Annotated in this window: 15 protein-coding genes; 8 read left to right on the top strand and 7 right to left on the bottom strand. The window is 62.6% G+C overall.

Annotated elements, in window-relative coordinates; translation table 11 throughout:
• Nucleotides 1-34: 34 nt before the first annotated feature.
• Nucleotides 35-1771 (bottom strand): DUF6297 family protein, encoded by a 1737-nt coding sequence (locus CPA42_RS10295; protein WP_002515391.1) that lies wholly within the window; start codon nucleotides 1769-1771, stop codon nucleotides 35-37.
• The gene (locus CPA42_RS10300) at nucleotides 1768-2421 is read right to left on the bottom strand and encodes an ABC transporter ATP-binding protein (protein WP_002519588.1); all 654 of its coding nucleotides are present in this window, start codon (nucleotides 2419-2421) and stop codon (nucleotides 1768-1770) included. Before CPA42_RS10300 ends, CPA42_RS10295 begins: the two co-directional genes overlap by 4 nt.
• Nucleotides 2422-2572: 151 nt before the next feature.
• Between CPA42_RS10300 and CPA42_RS10305 the strand changes: the two genes are divergently transcribed.
• The 4 genes from CPA42_RS10305 (at nucleotide 2573) to CPA42_RS10315 (ending at nucleotide 6972) form a co-directional block, all read left to right on the top strand.
• Nucleotides 2573-3292, top strand: a complete 720-nt coding sequence (locus CPA42_RS10305; protein WP_002515408.1) for a demethylmenaquinone methyltransferase — start codon at nucleotides 2573-2575, stop codon at nucleotides 3290-3292.
• A 1-nt stretch (nucleotide 3293) separates the two neighbouring features.
• A complete protein-coding gene (locus CPA42_RS10310; protein WP_002515411.1) occupies nucleotides 3294-5042 on the top strand; it encodes a TM0106 family RecB-like putative nuclease in 1749 nt (582 codons plus the stop codon).
• A gap of 143 nt (nucleotides 5043-5185) precedes the next feature.
• On the top strand, nucleotides 5186-5449 hold the full coding sequence (locus CPA42_RS13285; protein WP_002515427.1) for a hypothetical protein: 264 nt from the start codon (nucleotides 5186-5188) through the stop codon (nucleotides 5447-5449).
• Nucleotides 5446-6972, top strand: coding sequence for an ABC transporter ATP-binding protein (locus CPA42_RS10315; protein WP_002519585.1), 1527 nt, complete (start codon nucleotides 5446-5448; stop codon nucleotides 6970-6972). The genes CPA42_RS13285 and CPA42_RS10315 overlap by 4 nt, the downstream gene beginning before the upstream one ends.
• A gap of 102 nt (nucleotides 6973-7074) precedes the next feature.
• Here CPA42_RS10315 and CPA42_RS10320 read toward each other — a convergent pair whose 3' ends face one another.
• The 4 genes from CPA42_RS10320 to CPA42_RS10335 all read right to left on the bottom strand — a co-directional run bounded on the left by CPA42_RS10320 (nucleotide 7075) and on the right by CPA42_RS10335 (nucleotide 11376).
• Nucleotides 7075-9360 carry an ABC transporter permease family protein gene (locus CPA42_RS10320; protein ID WP_002515392.1) on the bottom strand — a complete coding sequence of 762 codons (2286 nt, stop codon included), beginning with the start codon at nucleotides 9358-9360 and terminating at the stop codon, nucleotides 7075-7077.
• A 1-nt stretch (nucleotide 9361) separates the two neighbouring features.
• Nucleotides 9362-10060, bottom strand: a complete 699-nt coding sequence (locus CPA42_RS10325; RefSeq protein ID WP_002518024.1) for an ABC transporter ATP-binding protein — start codon at nucleotides 10058-10060, stop codon at nucleotides 9362-9364.
• Nucleotides 10054-10416, bottom strand: a complete 363-nt coding sequence (locus CPA42_RS10330; protein WP_002525328.1) for a hypothetical protein — start codon at nucleotides 10414-10416, stop codon at nucleotides 10054-10056. Before CPA42_RS10330 ends, CPA42_RS10325 begins: the two co-directional genes overlap by 7 nt.
• 72 nt (nucleotides 10417-10488) lie before the next feature.
• A complete protein-coding gene (locus CPA42_RS10335; RefSeq protein ID WP_002515366.1) occupies nucleotides 10489-11376 on the bottom strand; it encodes a 1,4-dihydroxy-2-naphthoate polyprenyltransferase in 888 nt (295 codons plus the stop codon).
• A gap of 204 nt (nucleotides 11377-11580) precedes the next feature.
• Between CPA42_RS10335 and CPA42_RS10340 the strand changes: the two genes are divergently transcribed.
• The 4 genes from CPA42_RS10340 (at nucleotide 11581) to dhaM (ending at nucleotide 15010) form a co-directional block, all read left to right on the top strand.
• Entirely contained in the window at nucleotides 11581-12858 is a 1278-nt protein-coding gene (locus tag CPA42_RS10340) for an MFS transporter (protein WP_002520111.1), read from the top strand.
• 88 nt (nucleotides 12859-12946) lie between these two features.
• A complete protein-coding gene (gene dhaK, locus CPA42_RS10345) occupies nucleotides 12947-13948 on the top strand; it encodes a dihydroxyacetone kinase subunit DhaK (RefSeq protein ID WP_002515376.1) in 1002 nt (333 codons plus the stop codon).
• On the top strand, nucleotides 13936-14592 hold the full coding sequence (dhaL, locus tag CPA42_RS10350) for a dihydroxyacetone kinase subunit DhaL (protein ID WP_002515400.1): 657 nt from the start codon (nucleotides 13936-13938) through the stop codon (nucleotides 14590-14592). The genes dhaK and dhaL overlap by 13 nt, the downstream gene beginning before the upstream one ends.
• Complete coding sequence (gene dhaM / locus CPA42_RS10355) at nucleotides 14585-15010, top strand: dihydroxyacetone kinase phosphoryl donor subunit DhaM (RefSeq protein ID WP_002514950.1); 426 nt, start codon at nucleotides 14585-14587, stop codon at nucleotides 15008-15010. Before dhaL ends, dhaM begins: the two co-directional genes overlap by 8 nt.
• 83 nt (nucleotides 15011-15093) lie before the next feature.
• On the opposite strand, the gene CPA42_RS10360 is transcribed toward dhaM, so the two are convergent.
• Nucleotides 15094-15552, bottom strand: coding sequence for a deoxycytidylate deaminase (locus tag CPA42_RS10360; RefSeq protein WP_002514951.1), 459 nt, complete (start codon nucleotides 15550-15552; stop codon nucleotides 15094-15096).
• Between the last annotated feature and the right edge of the window lie 64 nt (nucleotides 15553-15616).

A 15616-nucleotide genomic window follows, 5' to 3' on the forward strand; every position in this document is an offset into this window, starting at 1 on the left:
CGCGTCGATAGCTGACGTCGATCCTGCCGGACGATTACCGCCGCTTACGCTCGATGACCTTCTTCTCAGCCTTGCCGCCCCGAGTGTCCTGACGGGCCTCGGCCAGTTGACGCTGCGACTCCTCGCGCATCTCAGCCAGGTCCTGCTGGTTCACACCGCCCATCCGCAGGAATCCAAATACCACCACGGCAATGAACACCGATACCCATGGCGACCACCCCAACACTAACGGGATGGTGATAAGAGCAACCATGTCGAGCCCGCGAATAAGGTTAAACATCAACCCGGGAGGCATTGCGCCAGCCTGAGTTGCGACCATCGGCGAGGAGTAATCAGCTGGTTTTGCACTGACCCACCGAATCGCACCAGCAAGGCCACCAGCAGCCGTCACCAAGCCGTACATGACGGCCTGCTCCCACGGCCTTGATACCGCCGAACCGACGCCGTGGAAGGCTGGGATAACGGCAATCGCCCACAACGCTGCTACCACGGCAGGCACCACCGAGGCCGCCGAAATGACCTGGCTGGTAGTGAAAGGTAGACAGCGCACCAGCCCCTTGCTACGAGTGAGCACTCGCAGACTGGTGAAGAAAGGCACCAAAGCCGCGACAAGCACCAGGGCCGACACAGGGACCGTCAGGGCACCGAATCCCAGAGCGGAGACGGCATAGGGAACCACGGCCGTCACGATGAGGGTGAGCAGCGGCTTTGGGGACCGCATGACACGCTGCACGTCGCGCCACACCAGGGCTCTCAAACCCTCGCCTCGTCCACGGGTGGGGCGCACCTGGCCGCGTTCGATGGCTTCTCGCTCCTGAAGAATGTCGCGTATGAGGGCGAAGTCAAGAGCGAAGGCGGCCCCCTGCATACCGGAGGCCAGTGAGCCACCGGCCATGAGACGGGCGCGTCGGATTCGGTTCAGACGCAGTCGTGCTAGCACGAAGGTGACAACAAGCAGTACCGCTCCAGCTCCGGCCACCGCCCAAGCGGAAGTGAGGTTTGTGTCACTCGACATCGGCACCGCATACCACCCCGACGCCGTCGAGATAACCCCCAGCAGTACCGCCAGACCAGCCAGTCCAGCCACAGCTTCGACGGCCTTCACTGGCCAGGTACGTTCAGTGCCCTGTTCAGCGCCCGCAAAAGAGACAACTCCGGCAGCACCCAGGGCGCTCGCCAGGGTCCAGGCGACGACGGCCTTCCCAGCGGCCCCAGTAAGGGCAGCCACCAGGGCGCCCAGGACGGCACCAGCGATCACCGAAACGAGCACCGCAGCTCGTAGCCGTTTGGCGAGAAACTTGGCTCGGTCAATCGGAGCGTCCATGAGCCAGAATCCCTCAGCTGCCGAGGCAAGTACCGGCCCAAACACCCGGGCCGCGGCCAGGGCAAAGGCCAACACTCCTGACAATGCCGCCCACGGCAGCAGACCGCGAGCCGTCTGGCATCCCGTCGAGGTGCAGCCCGAGGCCTGCCCTTGGGCCTGCACGATGAGGCTGATGACCATGGCAAGGACGACGACCAACGAAAAGACGAGCACGTAGGCGTCGCCAATGGCCTGCCAGATATTGCGGGTGGTACGGCCTTTACGCCAGTCGCCCATCAGGAGGGAGAGCTGACGTTCGTCGGCCTGACCGCCGAAGAATTCGTCGGGGCGGTGAGCGATGACCAGCTCCGGGTCGGGGACGACCGCCGCCTCAGCTCTGGCATTCTGTGGTTCGGACGGGGACGCCTTGGGGCGGGGCTTGGAGTGCTTACTGTTGCGCCGACTCATCCGCGCGGGCCTCCCAATTCGACAGTTCGGGCTCCCAGGGTCTCGACAAGGGCTGGCTCGTGGCTGGCCATCACGATTGCCAGGCCGTGATTCATCTCTTCGCGCAGCCTCTTACCAAGCCATGCGACACCTTCGACGTCAAGGCGGGCCTCGGGCTCGTCCAAGACGAGGAGTTTGCGGGGGCGCACGAGGGCCGTTGCCAAGCCCAGTCGGCGCCGCTGACCGGAGGAGAGAGTGCCGGGAAGCTGGCCGGACTGTGGGACGAGCTGGACTTCCTCGAGCACCTCGTCAACGAGAGCGTCCGCGTCGACCAGCCCGTGAGCGCGGGCAAGTAAATCGAGGTGTTCTACCACCGACAGATCGGGGAAGAAGTCAAGGTCGTCAATGACCGTAGCAACGTTGCGACGAAACTCCGGATTCGTCTCGGAAACCTTTTTACCAAGCACCTCGATCGTTCCAGAGCTTGGGCGGTCGGCTCCCACCAGCATTCTCAACACCGTTGACTTACCGGCTCCGTTGCGGCCAGTAAGAGCGACGGCTTCCCCCTCATGAACGGTGAGGGAGAGGTGATCAATAATGATTCGGTCACCATAAGACTTCGAGATGTCCTTAGCGATGAGGACAGTAGAGCGGGATGCCATGCTGGCCATTCTCCCGCACTTGCAAGACCCACCTCAACCGGCATTGACTCATGGACCAACCTGCCCGAGGGGGTCAAGGGGACACGCAAGGCTACAAGACCACCCAACCCGCCCGAGGGGGTCAAGGGGGAGTCGCCTCCCCCCCCTTACAATAAAACCCGTGTTGACAACCCGAGCCACCCTGGACAAACACCACACTGACGTCGCATCGATGTTCGACGGGGTGGCGAAACGCTATGACCTCATGAACCAGATCATGACGCTCGGGGCGATCGACACTTGGCGCGACCTCGTCGTCGCTGCGGTAGAGCCGGAACCCGGCCAGACCATCCTCGATTTGGCGGCTGGAACCGGCACCTCCTCAGCTACGTTTGCCGCCCGCGGCGCGCAGGTTTATCCCACCGATATTTCCACCGGGATGCTGGCGGTGGGTAAGCAGCGCCAGCCCCATCTGCACTTCGTCGCCGGGGACGCCACCTGCCTGCCCTACGCCGACAACTCCTTCGACGCCGTGACGATCTCCTACGGTCTGCGCAACGTCGAGGACCCACAAAAGGCACTGCGCGAGATGCTGCGCGTCACCAAGCCTGGCGGCCGGGTCGTCATCTGCGAGTTCTCCTACCCCACCTGGGCACCGTTCCGCCACGTCTACACCAAGTACCTGCTGGCGGCGATCCCGGCCATGGCCAAGCTGGCCTCCTCGAACCGGGATGCCTATGACTACCTGGCCGAGTCGATCCTCGCCTGGCCCGACCAGCCTCATCTGGCAGACATGATGGCCGAGGCCGGCTGGCAGGCCATTGCGTGGCGCAATGTCTGTGGCGGCGTCGTCGCCTTGCATCGTGGTTGGAAGGGCAGTGACGAGAAGGAGATGGCCTGAGGTGAAAGGTCCCTCCTCCCCGATCCTCCTCGACGCCTGGGCAGCTCGCAGCTGCCCGGTCAAGACCCAGAACGCCTATGACCCCACCCTGTCAGAACCGGTCGGCGATCCGCGTGACGACGAGCTCTTCGCAGGGGCGGAGGCCCACCTGACGGTCATCTGTGACGCCCTGGCAGCCGTCACGGACGCCGTCGATCTGCGCTCGGTCACCTTGAGCGTGGCCGGTCGCCGGGTCGCCACCCGCAGGGCCATCGAGGCCGGTGCACCCGTCATCGTCTGCCCTGAGTTGCCGTCGTCCCCGCAGGAACACCGCACCGGCTCCCCCAACGCCTTGGTGCTGGCCGGCAAGCGTGCCGACGGCGGGCCTGGATATTTGCCGGTCATCGTCAAGTACTACCTGGTGCTGGAAAGCCACCACACCCTGGCGGAATTCACCTGGGTGTCCCCCCTGAATGATCCGGATCCTCGCCACGCACGGATGTCACTGGACCAGACCTTCCGCGCGGGCCGGGAACGCGCCCTCATCCAGGCCGCCCATCACTGGAGGCTCCTCGAGGGCCTGGGCCTGGTCGCCACCCCTGACGAGTGCCCCAGCCATCGACGTCTCGTGGGGCTGGTCGGCCACGACGAGATTGGGATCCTCGACGACAACTTGGCCGTCTCCTGGCTCGATCTCGACCACAAGTTCATTCGCACCTTCTCGCGCTCGTCCGCCTCGGGATGGCGTCGCCGCAGCGTGCTGGACCGATACGACCACGAGCACACCTTCCGGGTGTCGGTGGCCGAGCACGCCATCGCCGGCGGCGAGCCGATGGTCGCCCCGATCGTCGTGCGTGAGTGCGAGTCCTGTCAGTGGTGGGCCATCTGTGAGCCACGTCTCGACGATGCCGATCTCTCCCTGCGCATCTCCAAGGCTCCCCTGGACGTCCGGGAGATCTCGACCCTGCGTCGTCTCGGGGTTTCCACCGTCGACGACCTGGCCGACGCCGACCTGGACGAGCTGCTGCCGGTCTACCTGCCTGAGGTTCAACACCGTCCCCGACCCGAACAACGACTCCGGGCGGCCGCCCGTCGCGCGCGCCTCATCCGTCAGGGAGTCCTGCTGGAGCGCAACGATGAGGGACCCATCGAGGTGGCCTCGTCCCGACTGGAACTCGACTTCGACATCGAGACCTCTCCGGATGGCCGGGTCTATCTGTGGGGTTTCGAGGTCAGTGATCCTGAACGCCTGCTCGACTCGACGACCGGTGACGTGCCCTATTACGTCGCCTTCAGCGAGTTCGCTGACATGGGCGACGACGATGAGAACGCACTGGCCGCCCGCGCCATCGCCTGGCTCGACGAGATCCTCTCGGCCCACCCGGAGACGATCGTGGTCCACTACTCCGACTACGAGATCGTCCATCTGCGTCATTTCGGCCACGTCTGCCAGGACGTGGAGACTCGTCAAGCGGTACGTCGGCTGCTGGACTCCGGCCGTTTCGTTGACCTCTTCACCACCATCAAGGCGCACTTCTTCGGGGTCAACGGGATTGGTCTGAAGGTCGTTGCCAACGCCGGCGCCGGGTTCTCCTGGCGTGACCCGGACCCGGGTGGCCTCAACTCCCAGACCTGGTGGGACCTCGCCGTCCATGACCCCGATCCGCAGGTCCGCGAGTCCTCCAGAACCCGAGTCATGGAATACAACGAGGACGACGTGAAGGCTACCCTCGCTGTTCGCCGTTGGCTTGCCGAGAGGCCCTCCGAGTAATCCTGGGACGCCTGGTCACGACGTTTCGCCGTGACGGGTGTCGCCATCGGCATGAGGTCAGGCAAAGATGATCCTGGCATGGCAAAGGTATACGGTTTTGTTGACACGTCCCTGACGATCCCTATCCGCTCATCTGGAAACCCATGCGTTCCTTGACACGAATCCTTCGATTCACCTCGCAGCTGTGGAAGTTCTACCTCGGGGTCGTCATCTCGGCTGTCATCGTCGCAATCACTCAGCTGGCCGTACCCTTCGTCATCGCCCGGGCCACCGACCTCGCCGTGGCAGGCGTGCGCGGCAACGACCACCACATCCGCGACATCATGCTTCTCGCGGTGGTCACCTCGTCCTCGACGTCGTCAACTCCCTGCTCACCAACGTCAACGGATGGCTGGGCGACATCATGAGCGCCAAGATGCGCCAGATCCTGTCGACCCGGTACTTCAGCAAGCTGCTGGAGCTGCCGCAGTCCTGGTTCGACGAGGAGCTCACCGGATCGATCACCTCCAAGCTCACCCGATCGATCACCAATGTCACCGACTTCGCCAAGGCCTTCTCGAACAACTTCTTCACCCTGCTGCTGACGACGTTCGCCGTCCTCATCATTTCGGCCATCTACTACTGGCCGCTGGCCCTGCTGTTGGCGATCGTCTTCCCGATCTACGTCTGGTTGACGGCCTTGACGTCACGCAACTGGCAGACCCATCAGGACGTCATCAACCACCACATCGACACCGCCGGCGGGCGGTTCCAAGAGGTCGTCTCGCAGATTCGCGTCGTCAAGTCCTACGTCACCGAGGCCAGCGAGCAGAAACAATTCAACAACCACTACGACGCCACCGTCGACGCCACCCGCCAGCAGTCCAACCACTGGCACCTCATGGACACCGTGCGGAGGGTGGTCCTCAACGTCATCTTCTTCGGTATCTACGCCATCATCTTCGTCCGAACCGCCAAGGGATACTTCGGCGTCGGGGACATGATCCTGCTCATCCAGCTCATGACGATGGCTCGCCAGCCGGTGCAGATGATGAGTTACATCATCGACGTCGCCCAGCGCGCCGTGGCCGGGTCCAAGGACTACTTCTCCGTCATGGAGACCCGTCCGGCCCACGTACCGCAGACCGCCACGACGACCATCCGCGAGCCCGAGCCGGGCGTCCCGATGATCTCCTTCAACGACACCGTCTTCAGCTACGACGGCACCAATCGGGTCATCGACCATGTCACCTTCGACGTCAGTCCCGGCGAGAAGGTGGCACTTGTGGGCGAATCCGGGGGCGGAAAGTCCACCTTGGTGAACCTGCTGCTCGGCCTCTACCCGGTCACCGAGGGCGCCATCATGGTGGCCGGCAACGATATCTCTCAGGTGACCCCGGATGCCTTGCGACGCCGTATCGGAGTGGTCTTCCAGGATCCGGCACTGTTCTCCGGATCGATCCGGAAGAACATCGCCTACGGCACCGAGGCCACCGACGCGCAGATCCGCGACGCTGCTCACCGCGCCTACGCCGACCGCTTCATCAAGCGGTTCTCCCAGCAGTACGACACCCTCGTCGGGGAGCGCGGTATCAAGCTCTCCGGTGGCCAGAAGCAGCGCATCTCGATTGCCAGGGCCCTGCTCAAGGACGCCCCGATCCTCGTTCTCGACGAGGCCACCTCAGCCCTGGACACCAAGTCCGAGCGGTGGGTGCAGGCCGGTCTGGAATCCCTCATGGCCGACCGCACCAGCCTCATCATCGCCCACCGCCTCTCGACGATCTCCAGCGTCGACCGGATCGTCACCCTGGACGCCGGTCGCGTCGACGAGATCGGCACCCCGGCCGAGCTGGCCGCCTCCGGAGGTATCTACGCCGAGTTGTTGGCCCTGCAGGCATCCAGCTCGAAGGCCGACCGCAAGAGGCTGGAGCGATTCGGCATCAAACTGTAATGAGGACCGCGCCGACGATGGCACCGACGCAGCCGCGTCACGAACGGCGAATCGTCCCGACGCGTTTTGGGCCGGGCCGCAGCGGTGTCACGGGGTCGTGGATCAGGTAGCTCTCATGTCGAAGTGGTAACGGCGATGGATGGCGGCCCCCAGCAAGGATCCACCGAACATCCCGGCGGCCAACGCACCGAAGACCCACCACGCGGCCCCAAGCAGGTCCAAGGCTCCCGACAGGATCCTGCCTGTGAGCCACACCGCGACAACCGAGGAGATCACCCCGCATATCAGGGCGGCCAGCATTGTGGTAGCCACCTCCACAAGGATGACCTGGTCCACCCAACGCCTGCCCAATCCGATGCGTTTGAGGCTGGTCACCAGATCACTGTTGGCGGCTCTCTCCTCCTTCGCCAACAGGCCCGCCATGATGGCCGACAACACGATGAAGGTGACGGTCGCGACGATGGTGATCGTTGGCAGCGGGACATCACCGAGGATTCGGGGGGCCATGACATAAAATTCCCCCAACCCGTGCGCCTGCGCCCACTCGTTGGTCAGTCGATCCTGATCGGGGGTCAGCCCTGTGAACAGAATCGCCGATCCAGCGCCTCGTGGTATTCCTGCTTTCGGACGCACGGAGATGCGCTTGACCCAGCTCAGATCATCCGTCAGCCCGACGGTGTGTGCCGGGTCGGCCCTGGAGGGATCATTGGTCAAGTACCCGCCTGATACAAGGACGTCACGTTGGGCGTCGTCAAGCTTTGTGACGACCGCAACATCGTCAACCTTGGAGAAATACCACCATGATCCGCTGATGTTGGCGTCATCGACCTGGTGGACGGTGATGTTTTTGGCGCCTTCCAGGGCATCGGAAAACTGCTTGACCTGAGCCGACTCCAGGGCGGGCACACCCTCCATCGAGACATGGAGCAAGGCCATCCCCGGGGGCATACCGGTGCTCGTCTGCGCGTTGGCCTGGGAGAACAACGCTGAAACGATGAGAAGCCCGGTAGCGGTTGCGGTGACCAGACCCGCCGCCACACCTGCGAAGACGCAATGCCACCCGCCCCGGCTGGAAAGAGCTCGATGAGCAGCAAGAGCCCGGCCTACGGGGCGATGTGTCCGGACCAGACGAGAGAGCACGAAGGGTGCCCCCAAACCACCGGCCACTGCACACATCCCAGCGACCACAGCGACCGCGGTGAAGGTTGCGTCAGCCCCCAGGAGACCCCACAGGCACACTGCGCAGCCCAGTACCAGAGCCGCCCACCCCAGCCGACGAGCCGTGTTCATGTTGATCCCTCGCCGCTTCACGGTCTTACGACGGGAGGGAACCATGTTCACCATGGCCGCAGGAAGTACCCCGATGACCAATGCCATCACCAACGGGACCGTGGGGAATCGCCAAGGCCCCAACGGAGCAGAAGCCCTGGGGGCCATGTACCACCGCGCCGCAGCGACCACCGCCTGGCCCAGGGCCACAGACATCAGCGAGACGGTTTCTGCAACGAGGAGGGCCACCGTCTTACTCATGGCCGATACCGATCGACGGCGTACCCCGATAGCCAGAAGGGGGGATGCGATGCGTCTGAGTAGGGCCGTCAGTGCCGCGCCGGACACGACTGCCCCCAGCAGGCCAAACACCAGCCATGCCAGGTTCTGATCCACGAATGCCTTCGGCGTCAGCCCGTGAGCTTCGCTGGCAGAACGGGTCTGTGTGGTATCGCAGTCACCTGCAAGCTTCAGGGTCTCGGCGAGGAGACTGCATACGTCACCGGGCTCCTGGGAGGTGAACCCAATTTGCCCATTGCCCCTGATACCGGCACGTCCAGCGTCATCGCGGGAAATCCGCCATGACTGCCATGTGCCTGGAGCCGCAAGAACCAAGGTCGCAGCCCGATCGTAGACGGCTTCGACATGGCCGGTGACCGTGAGGTGGAGATCACCTGCCTTGGCAGACAACCGCGATCCATCATCAGCGCCAAGAGTACTGGTGGCCAGAACCTCCCCGGCCTTCGCCGGCCAGCGACCCGAGGTCAGCCGATAGCGACCTTGCGTGGCCGAACCGGCCATGGGCATCTCTTGGTAGGCGACGTCATCGTACTGTACAAGGTTGATATTGCTGTAGAGCTGGGGAAAGGGCGCCGATGCCTGCAACGTGTTATTACGGGGTATCGGTACGGGGGTACCTGGAGGCACGTCTTCCTGCAGCGAGAAGAGACCGCTGGTGGAGCCGTAGCTCGCGATGTTCTTCTGTTCATCGGACAGTTGCCGAGCATTGGTGATGCCGCTGGAGACAGTCAGAGCTACAACGACCAGAGCCAGCGGAATGACGCGAAGCCACGTCCGCCAGTTCGACACGACGAGCCGGGTGACGTGGACGACCCACATCTCATACCTCCTCGAGAACCCCGTCCTCCATGTCGAGAACCCGGTCGACATAGTCGCAGGCTCGCGGATCATGGGAGGACAGCAGGACTGCACGATCAGCACCGTCGGTGACGATGTGACGCAAGACCTTGAAGATCATGTCAGTATTGGCCCGGTCGAGCTGGCCAGTCGGTTCATCGGCGAGCACGATTCGATGACCGCCAGCAATCGCACGGGCGATCCCCACCCGCTGAGCCTGACCCCCAGACATCTCAGCAGGGCGTCGATCTGCCAATTCAGCGACCCCCACCTCTTTGAGAGCATCCATGGCAATGGCCGCAGAATTTTTAATTTCACGCGCCCGCAGGACAAGCTCAATATTCTCACGGGACGTAAAATCGGGGACGAGCCCATGATGCTGAAAAACCATCCCCATTTCATGAAGACGAATGGCGTCCCGTCGTGATTCTGAGATTTTCGTGATGTCCACTCCGTTGATGCACACCGTCCCGCGCAATGGAGACAGGAGCCCAGAGAGCACATTGAGCAGGGTTGTCTTTCCGGAACCACTCACTCCGCGAACGAGTATCAGCTCACCGGTGTGCAGCACGAGATCGACACCTTTGAGTACCTCGTCACCCTTAACATAGGAAACATGGACATCACTGGCCTTGAGGGGGTGAGCCACCCCCTCAAGGCCTTGTCGTTGCGATGTCAGCACCGATGACCCAATCCATAGGATGAGGCTTCATCATGATCTTTCCACCAGAACGACGAATCATTCGTCCACGGCTTATAATCCCAGCAATGCCCCTTCTGGTTTACATCATACCAAAATGCGGCACCATAAGGAGTCTGATTTTTTACAGAACTGAGAGAATCATTCTGATTTTTGTTAAAGTTATAGTAACCTACCTTAGTCTGTTTCGCAATGAGACCATGGAAATTCGAGTCGGCATACATTTCCAACACAGCCTTCGACGGCGCCGACGCTGCCGCCAAAACAGTGGCACCCATACACGCCGCCACGACCCCCCCAACTATTTTCCTATTAACGGACATGGCTAAAGCCTCCATTCTTGATCGCCCGCTGCGCTGCGGCGTGTGATGCTTAGGTTACCTAACCTAAGACAGCCTGTCAAGAGTGGGTCACAACGGCCGATCCAGCATCGCCCCGACCAGAAATCCCACAGCGCACAGCAACTCCGCCAGCCCGGTGTTCTTGAGGACCGGCACCAGGGCCATCCCGGTGGCCTTCGTGGCCAAGGCCTTCACCGGGGAGACGAGCAGAATGACCATGAGCAGGCCCAGAAGGACCCACCAGGTCGACAGGGCCGCGACGACGATGACACCGACGCAGGCCAGGGCCACCAGCACGAGGTACAAGATCCGCGTCCCCTGATGGCCCAGCTTGGTGGCCACGGTGTGCTTGCCACTGACGCGATCACCGTCGATGTCGCGCAGATTGTTGGCCACCAGCACCGCACAGGCCATCGCACCGATGACACAGGCCGTCACCCAGCCAGCCGTGCCGACGTGATCGGCCTGGACGTACACCGTGCCGCCGACGGCGACCAGCCCGAAGAAGATGAAGACGAAGGTCTCCCCCAGCCCGGCATAGCCGTAGGGGTGTGAACCACCGGTGTAGAACCAGGCCGCAAGGATGCAGGCCAGGCCCACGATGATGAACCACCAGTGTCCAGTCATGATGGTGATGATGAGTCCGGCCACCGCCGAGACCCCGAAGCACGCGAAGGCAGCAGCTTCGACGTGCGAGGGTTCAGCGACTCCTGACCCGACCAGCCGCAGCGGACCAACCCGGTCCTCCCCGTCGGAGCCGCGAATACCGTCGGAGTAATCATTGGCGAAATTCACCCCGACGACGAGCCCCAACGCCACCACGAGGCACAGGGTGGCCAGTTCCCACCGCGCACCACCGTCGGCAATGGCGATCGCGGTACCCGCCACCACCGGAGCAATCGCGGTGGGGAGGGTACGGGGACGAGCCCCCTCTAGCCATTCGGCTGCAGTGGCCATGGACAACTCCCTGAGTCAGTGGTGGAGACGCGGATCGTGCGTCAGGCGGGCACCACACCGAAGGACTTCTCGGAACGTGCACCAGTGGCGACCATATCGCCGCTGCATGTCCAACCCGTATCTGCACCAGTGACAGAAACGATGGATAATCACAGATGCCCGATACCCCACTCGAGTTCGGCAGGAGTCGTCACCGTGAGAACCATGTTCGCCAGCCTGAGCATTCCGAATTATCGGATCTACTTCTCCGGCACTCTCCTGACGAACATGGGGCAGTGGATGGCCCGTACCGCCCAGTCGTGGCTGGTGCTCGTCATTCTGACCCACGGCAATGCGGCGGTGCTCGGTTGGGTGATGGCGGTGAACTTCGCGCCCATCCTGCTCGTCACGCCGTGGGCTGGCGCTTTGGCTGACCGAATGTCCAAGCGTCGCATCATGGTGACGGCGCAGATCGTTCTGGCGATTGACGCCGCGATTCTTTCCACCCTCGTCCTCACCGGGGCGGTGCGCCTGTGGATGGTGTTCGTCATCGCAGCCATGGATGGCCTCGCCGGCGCGTTCTACAGCCCGGCCACCCAGGCCTTCGTCTCCGAGCTCGTCCCACTGAAGAACCTGCCCAACGCCGTGAGCCTCAACTCTGCCTCCTTCAACGGCGCCCGCCTGCTCGGCCCTGGCGTCGGTGGCCTGCTCATCGCCGCCGTGGGAGTCGGCTGGGTGATGGCCATCAACGTCCTCTGCTTCATCGGGTTCATCACAACCCTGTTGTTCATCAGGGCTGACCGTCTCTACGTGTCCCCACCCTCAGCCGAGAAGGCACGGGTGCGCGACGGCGTCCGGTACGTCAAGCGTCGCCCCGACCTCGTCATCCTGCTGGCGATCGGGTTCATGATGGGAACCTTCGGTTTCAACTTCAACATCTCCGATGCGGTCATGGCGACTCAGGCCTTTGGCAAGGGATCTGGCGAGTACGGTCTGCTCGGTTCGCTCATGGGTATCGGCTCGATGGTTGCCGCTCTGGGAGCGGCTCGACGCAGGCCGCGGCTGCGCTGGGTCGAGCTGGCCCTGCTGGTCTACAGCGTCAGCATGGGTTTGTCGGCCCTGGCCCCGAATTACGGCATCTTCGCCGTGCTCAAGATGTTCGTCGGGTGGGGAGCCATCTCGACTCTCATCACCGCCAACGCCATGGTGCAGACCTCGGTTACTCCGCACATGCGTGGCCGGGTCATGAGCCTGTGGGCAACACTAGTCATGGGCGGCACCCCGCTCGTCTCCCCGGTCGTCGGGTGGATCGGCAATGCCATCGGACCGCGCGCCACGGTCGCCTGGGGAGCCATCAGCCTAGGCATCACCTTTGTGGTCATCACCGCCGTCATCATGCACAACGACCGCATCCGGGTCGTGTTCGATCCCTCCAAGCGGGCCCCGTGGCTGCGACAGGTACGCGGCAAGGTAACCATCGACTACGTCCAGCAGACGAAGTGAGTTAGCCAGTTGTGCCACAGCAAGTGAGTGCGTTAATCCATCTGATCGAGCCCCTGGAAAACCGGGGTCAAGATGGTTCACTAGTGCCATGAAGAAACTCATCAACGCTGTCGAGGATGTCGTCGTTGATTCCCTGCGCGGCGTAGCGGCCGCCCACCCACACTGCCTGAAAGTCGATCTCGACCATCGCATAGTGCTGCGCGCCAGTTGTCCGGTGAACGGAAAGGTTGGTCTGGTCTCTGGTGGCGGTTCCGGACACGAGCCGCTGCACTTGGGCTACGTCGGACGGGGGATGCTCGACGCCGCATGCTGCGGCGAGGTCTTCACCTCCCCCGTCCCCGACCAGATCACCGAGGCCACCAAGGCCGTCGATGGTGGGGCTGGCGTACTCCACATCGTTAAGAACTACACCGGTGACGTCATGAACTTCGATATGGCTGCCGAGATGGCTTCGATGGAGGCTGGCACCCGCGTCGAGTCCGTTGTGATCGCCGACGATGTTGCCGTACAGGACTCCCTGTACACCGCTGGGCGTCGTGGGGTCGGCTTGACGGTGCTGGCCGAGAAAATCCTCGGCGCAGCTGCCGAGGACAAGCGCGATCTCGACGCCTTGCTCGAGCTTGCTCAACGCATTAATGACGGTGGCCGCTCGTTTGGTGTGGCCCTGACCTCCTGCACTGTCCCGGCGGCCGGCAAGCCCACTTTCGACCTCGACGAGAACAAGATCGAAATGGGCGTCGGCATCCACGGTGAGCCTGGTCGCGAAACCGCCACGTTGGGCACTGCCGCCGAGGTCGCTGCCCAGATCGTCGAACCCATCCTGGCTGACCGTGACTTCACTACAACCCCGGTCATTGCCATGCTTAACGGCATGGGCGGCACCCCTCTCATCGAGCAGTACCTCGTGTGGGGAGAAATCGCCAAAATTTTGGCGGGAAAAGGCGTCAAGGTTGCCCGCACCCTGGTCGGCAATCACATTACGAGCCTAGAGATGGCAGGATGTTCCTTGACCTTACTCTCCGCTGACGACGATCTCCTGACACTGTGGGATGCCCCGGTGGAGACTCCTGGACTTCGATGGGGATGCTGATGTCTGAAATTTCTGCCGCAACTGTTTCCGAGTGGCTCAAGAACTACTCGGCGGTCATCTCGGAACACGCGAATGAGCTCACTGACCTGGATCGTCAGATCGGTGATGCTGACCACGGATCGAATATGGCTCGCGGAATGACCGCAGTGGCCGCCCTTGATCCCGAGCCCTTCGCGTCTGCCGCTGGGCTCCTCAAGAAGGCGGGGATGACGCTGGTGAGCACCGTCGGTGGCGCTTCAGGCCCCCTCTACGGCACCTTCTTCTTGCGTCTATCGACGGTTATCAAAACCGACGGCGAGCCCACTGCCCAGCTGCTCGCCGATGCCCTCGACGCTGGCTTGGCTGGCATCGTGGCCCGTGGCAAGGCTGAGGTCGGCGACAAAACCCTGGTGGACGCCCTGTCCCCCGCCGTTGACGCCGCTAAACAAGTTGCTGCTGACGATGGCTCTGCCGCCGAGGCGCTCGCTAAGGCAGCCGAAGCCGCTAACGAAGGCCGCGATGCGACTATCGAGATGGTGGCTCGTCGCGGCAGAGCGTCATACCTTGGAGAACGAAGCAAGGGGCACCAGGACCCAGGAGCCACCTCGATGGCCCTGCTCGTGGCGTCCGCAGCACACTGCCTATCAGGAGCCGATCATGAGTGACCAAGGCGTCGGAATCGTCATTGTCTCCCATAGCTGCCCATTAGGCCGAGCTGCGGCCGACCTGGCATCCCAGATGCTGCCCGGCCCGGAAATTCCACCCATCGAAGTTGCCGCCGGTCTTGATGACACCACGTTAGGTACCGACGCCACCGCAGTGAGCGCAGCAATCGAAAAAGTGGGCAATTGTGACGGGATCCTCGTTCTCGTCGACATCGGATCGGCAATTCTCTCGGCCGAGATGGCCTTAGACCTCCTCGATGCCGATATCGCTAGCAAGGTCAAGATCTCCACTGCCCCGCTGGTCGAGGGGGCTGTAGTCGCGGCCGTCATGGCATCGACGGGGGCCGAGTTGGAGGTCGTCGCCGCCGAGGCGGAAAAAGCCTTGGACCCGAAAGTCTCCCAGCTCTCTAACGATTGAACCTATTAGACGGTGGTGCCCGGTTCGTCCAGGCACCACCGTTTCACATTCTTAGACTGGCCTTCTGACGAGGACGGTGGCTGTCACAGCTGCCAGTTGACCAGATCGTCTTCACCAAGCTCACCGTCGGGCCACACTGCCCGCACAACACCAGCTGCCGCCAGCGCCTTGCGACAGCCAGAACACGGCTTATCAGTCACGTACGCCGTGGACCCGGCAGTATCCCGAGTGGCGAAGAGTAACGCGTTCATCTCGGCATGAATGGCTATGCAGAACCCGGGGGAACCGGGCACGTCGTAGTCGGAGAATGCCGGCACCTCGCCATAATCCAGCCGGCCCCGCGGGCAAGCCCCCTCCAGACAGTCCGGACGACCGGGAGCAGCTCCGTTGTACCCCGTGGCAATGATGCGATGCTCGTGGACGAGCAAGGCCCCCACTCGACGACGGGTGCATTTGGCGCGTGCCGAGACAGCCTCCGCTATACCCAGGAAGTATTGGTCCCAATCGGGCACTGTCACGACTTTGCCGTTCACCTCGGCCATCGTGGGCTCCTCTCGCTCAACTCCATACGTTCACATCTGTCAGACGCTGCATTGACTGAATCAT

The organism is Cutibacterium acnes (genome assembly GCF_003030305.1).
Lineage (GTDB): Bacteria > Actinomycetota > Actinomycetes > Propionibacteriales > Propionibacteriaceae > Cutibacterium > Cutibacterium acnes.

What these genes read in the sequence shown, in the direction of transcription:
- CPA42_RS10295 (WP_002515391.1), bottom strand. Translation starts at nt 1,771, where the DNA reads ATGAGTCGGCGCAACAGTAAGCACTCCAAGCCCCGCCCCAAGGCGTCC.
- CPA42_RS13285 (WP_002515427.1), top strand. Translation starts at nt 5,186, where the DNA reads ATGCGTTCCTTGACACGAATCCTTCGATTCACCTCGCAGCTGTGGAAG.
- CPA42_RS10340 (WP_002520111.1), top strand. Translation starts at nt 11,581, where the DNA reads ATGTTCGCCAGCCTGAGCATTCCGAATTATCGGATCTACTTCTCCGGC.
- dhaL (WP_002515400.1), top strand. Translation starts at nt 13,936, where the DNA reads ATGGGGATGCTGATGTCTGAAATTTCTGCCGCAACTGTTTCCGAGTGG.
- CPA42_RS10330 (WP_002525328.1), bottom strand. Translation starts at nt 10,416, where the DNA reads ATGGAGGCTTTAGCCATGTCCGTTAATAGGAAAATAGTTGGGGGGGTC.
- dhaM (WP_002514950.1), top strand. Translation starts at nt 14,585, where the DNA reads ATGAGTGACCAAGGCGTCGGAATCGTCATTGTCTCCCATAGCTGCCCA.
- dhaK (WP_002515376.1), top strand. Translation starts at nt 12,947, where the DNA reads ATGAAGAAACTCATCAACGCTGTCGAGGATGTCGTCGTTGATTCCCTG.
- CPA42_RS10300 (WP_002519588.1), bottom strand. Translation starts at nt 2,421, where the DNA reads ATGGCCAGCATGGCATCCCGCTCTACTGTCCTCATCGCTAAGGACATC.
- CPA42_RS10360 (WP_002514951.1), bottom strand. Translation starts at nt 15,552, where the DNA reads ATGGCCGAGGTGAACGGCAAAGTCGTGACAGTGCCCGATTGGGACCAA.
- CPA42_RS10315 (WP_002519585.1), top strand. Translation starts at nt 5,446, where the DNA reads ATGAGCGCCAAGATGCGCCAGATCCTGTCGACCCGGTACTTCAGCAAG.
- CPA42_RS10335 (WP_002515366.1), bottom strand. Translation starts at nt 11,376, where the DNA reads ATGGCCACTGCAGCCGAATGGCTAGAGGGGGCTCGTCCCCGTACCCTC.
- CPA42_RS10320 (WP_002515392.1), bottom strand. Translation starts at nt 9,360, where the DNA reads ATGTGGGTCGTCCACGTCACCCGGCTCGTCGTGTCGAACTGGCGGACG.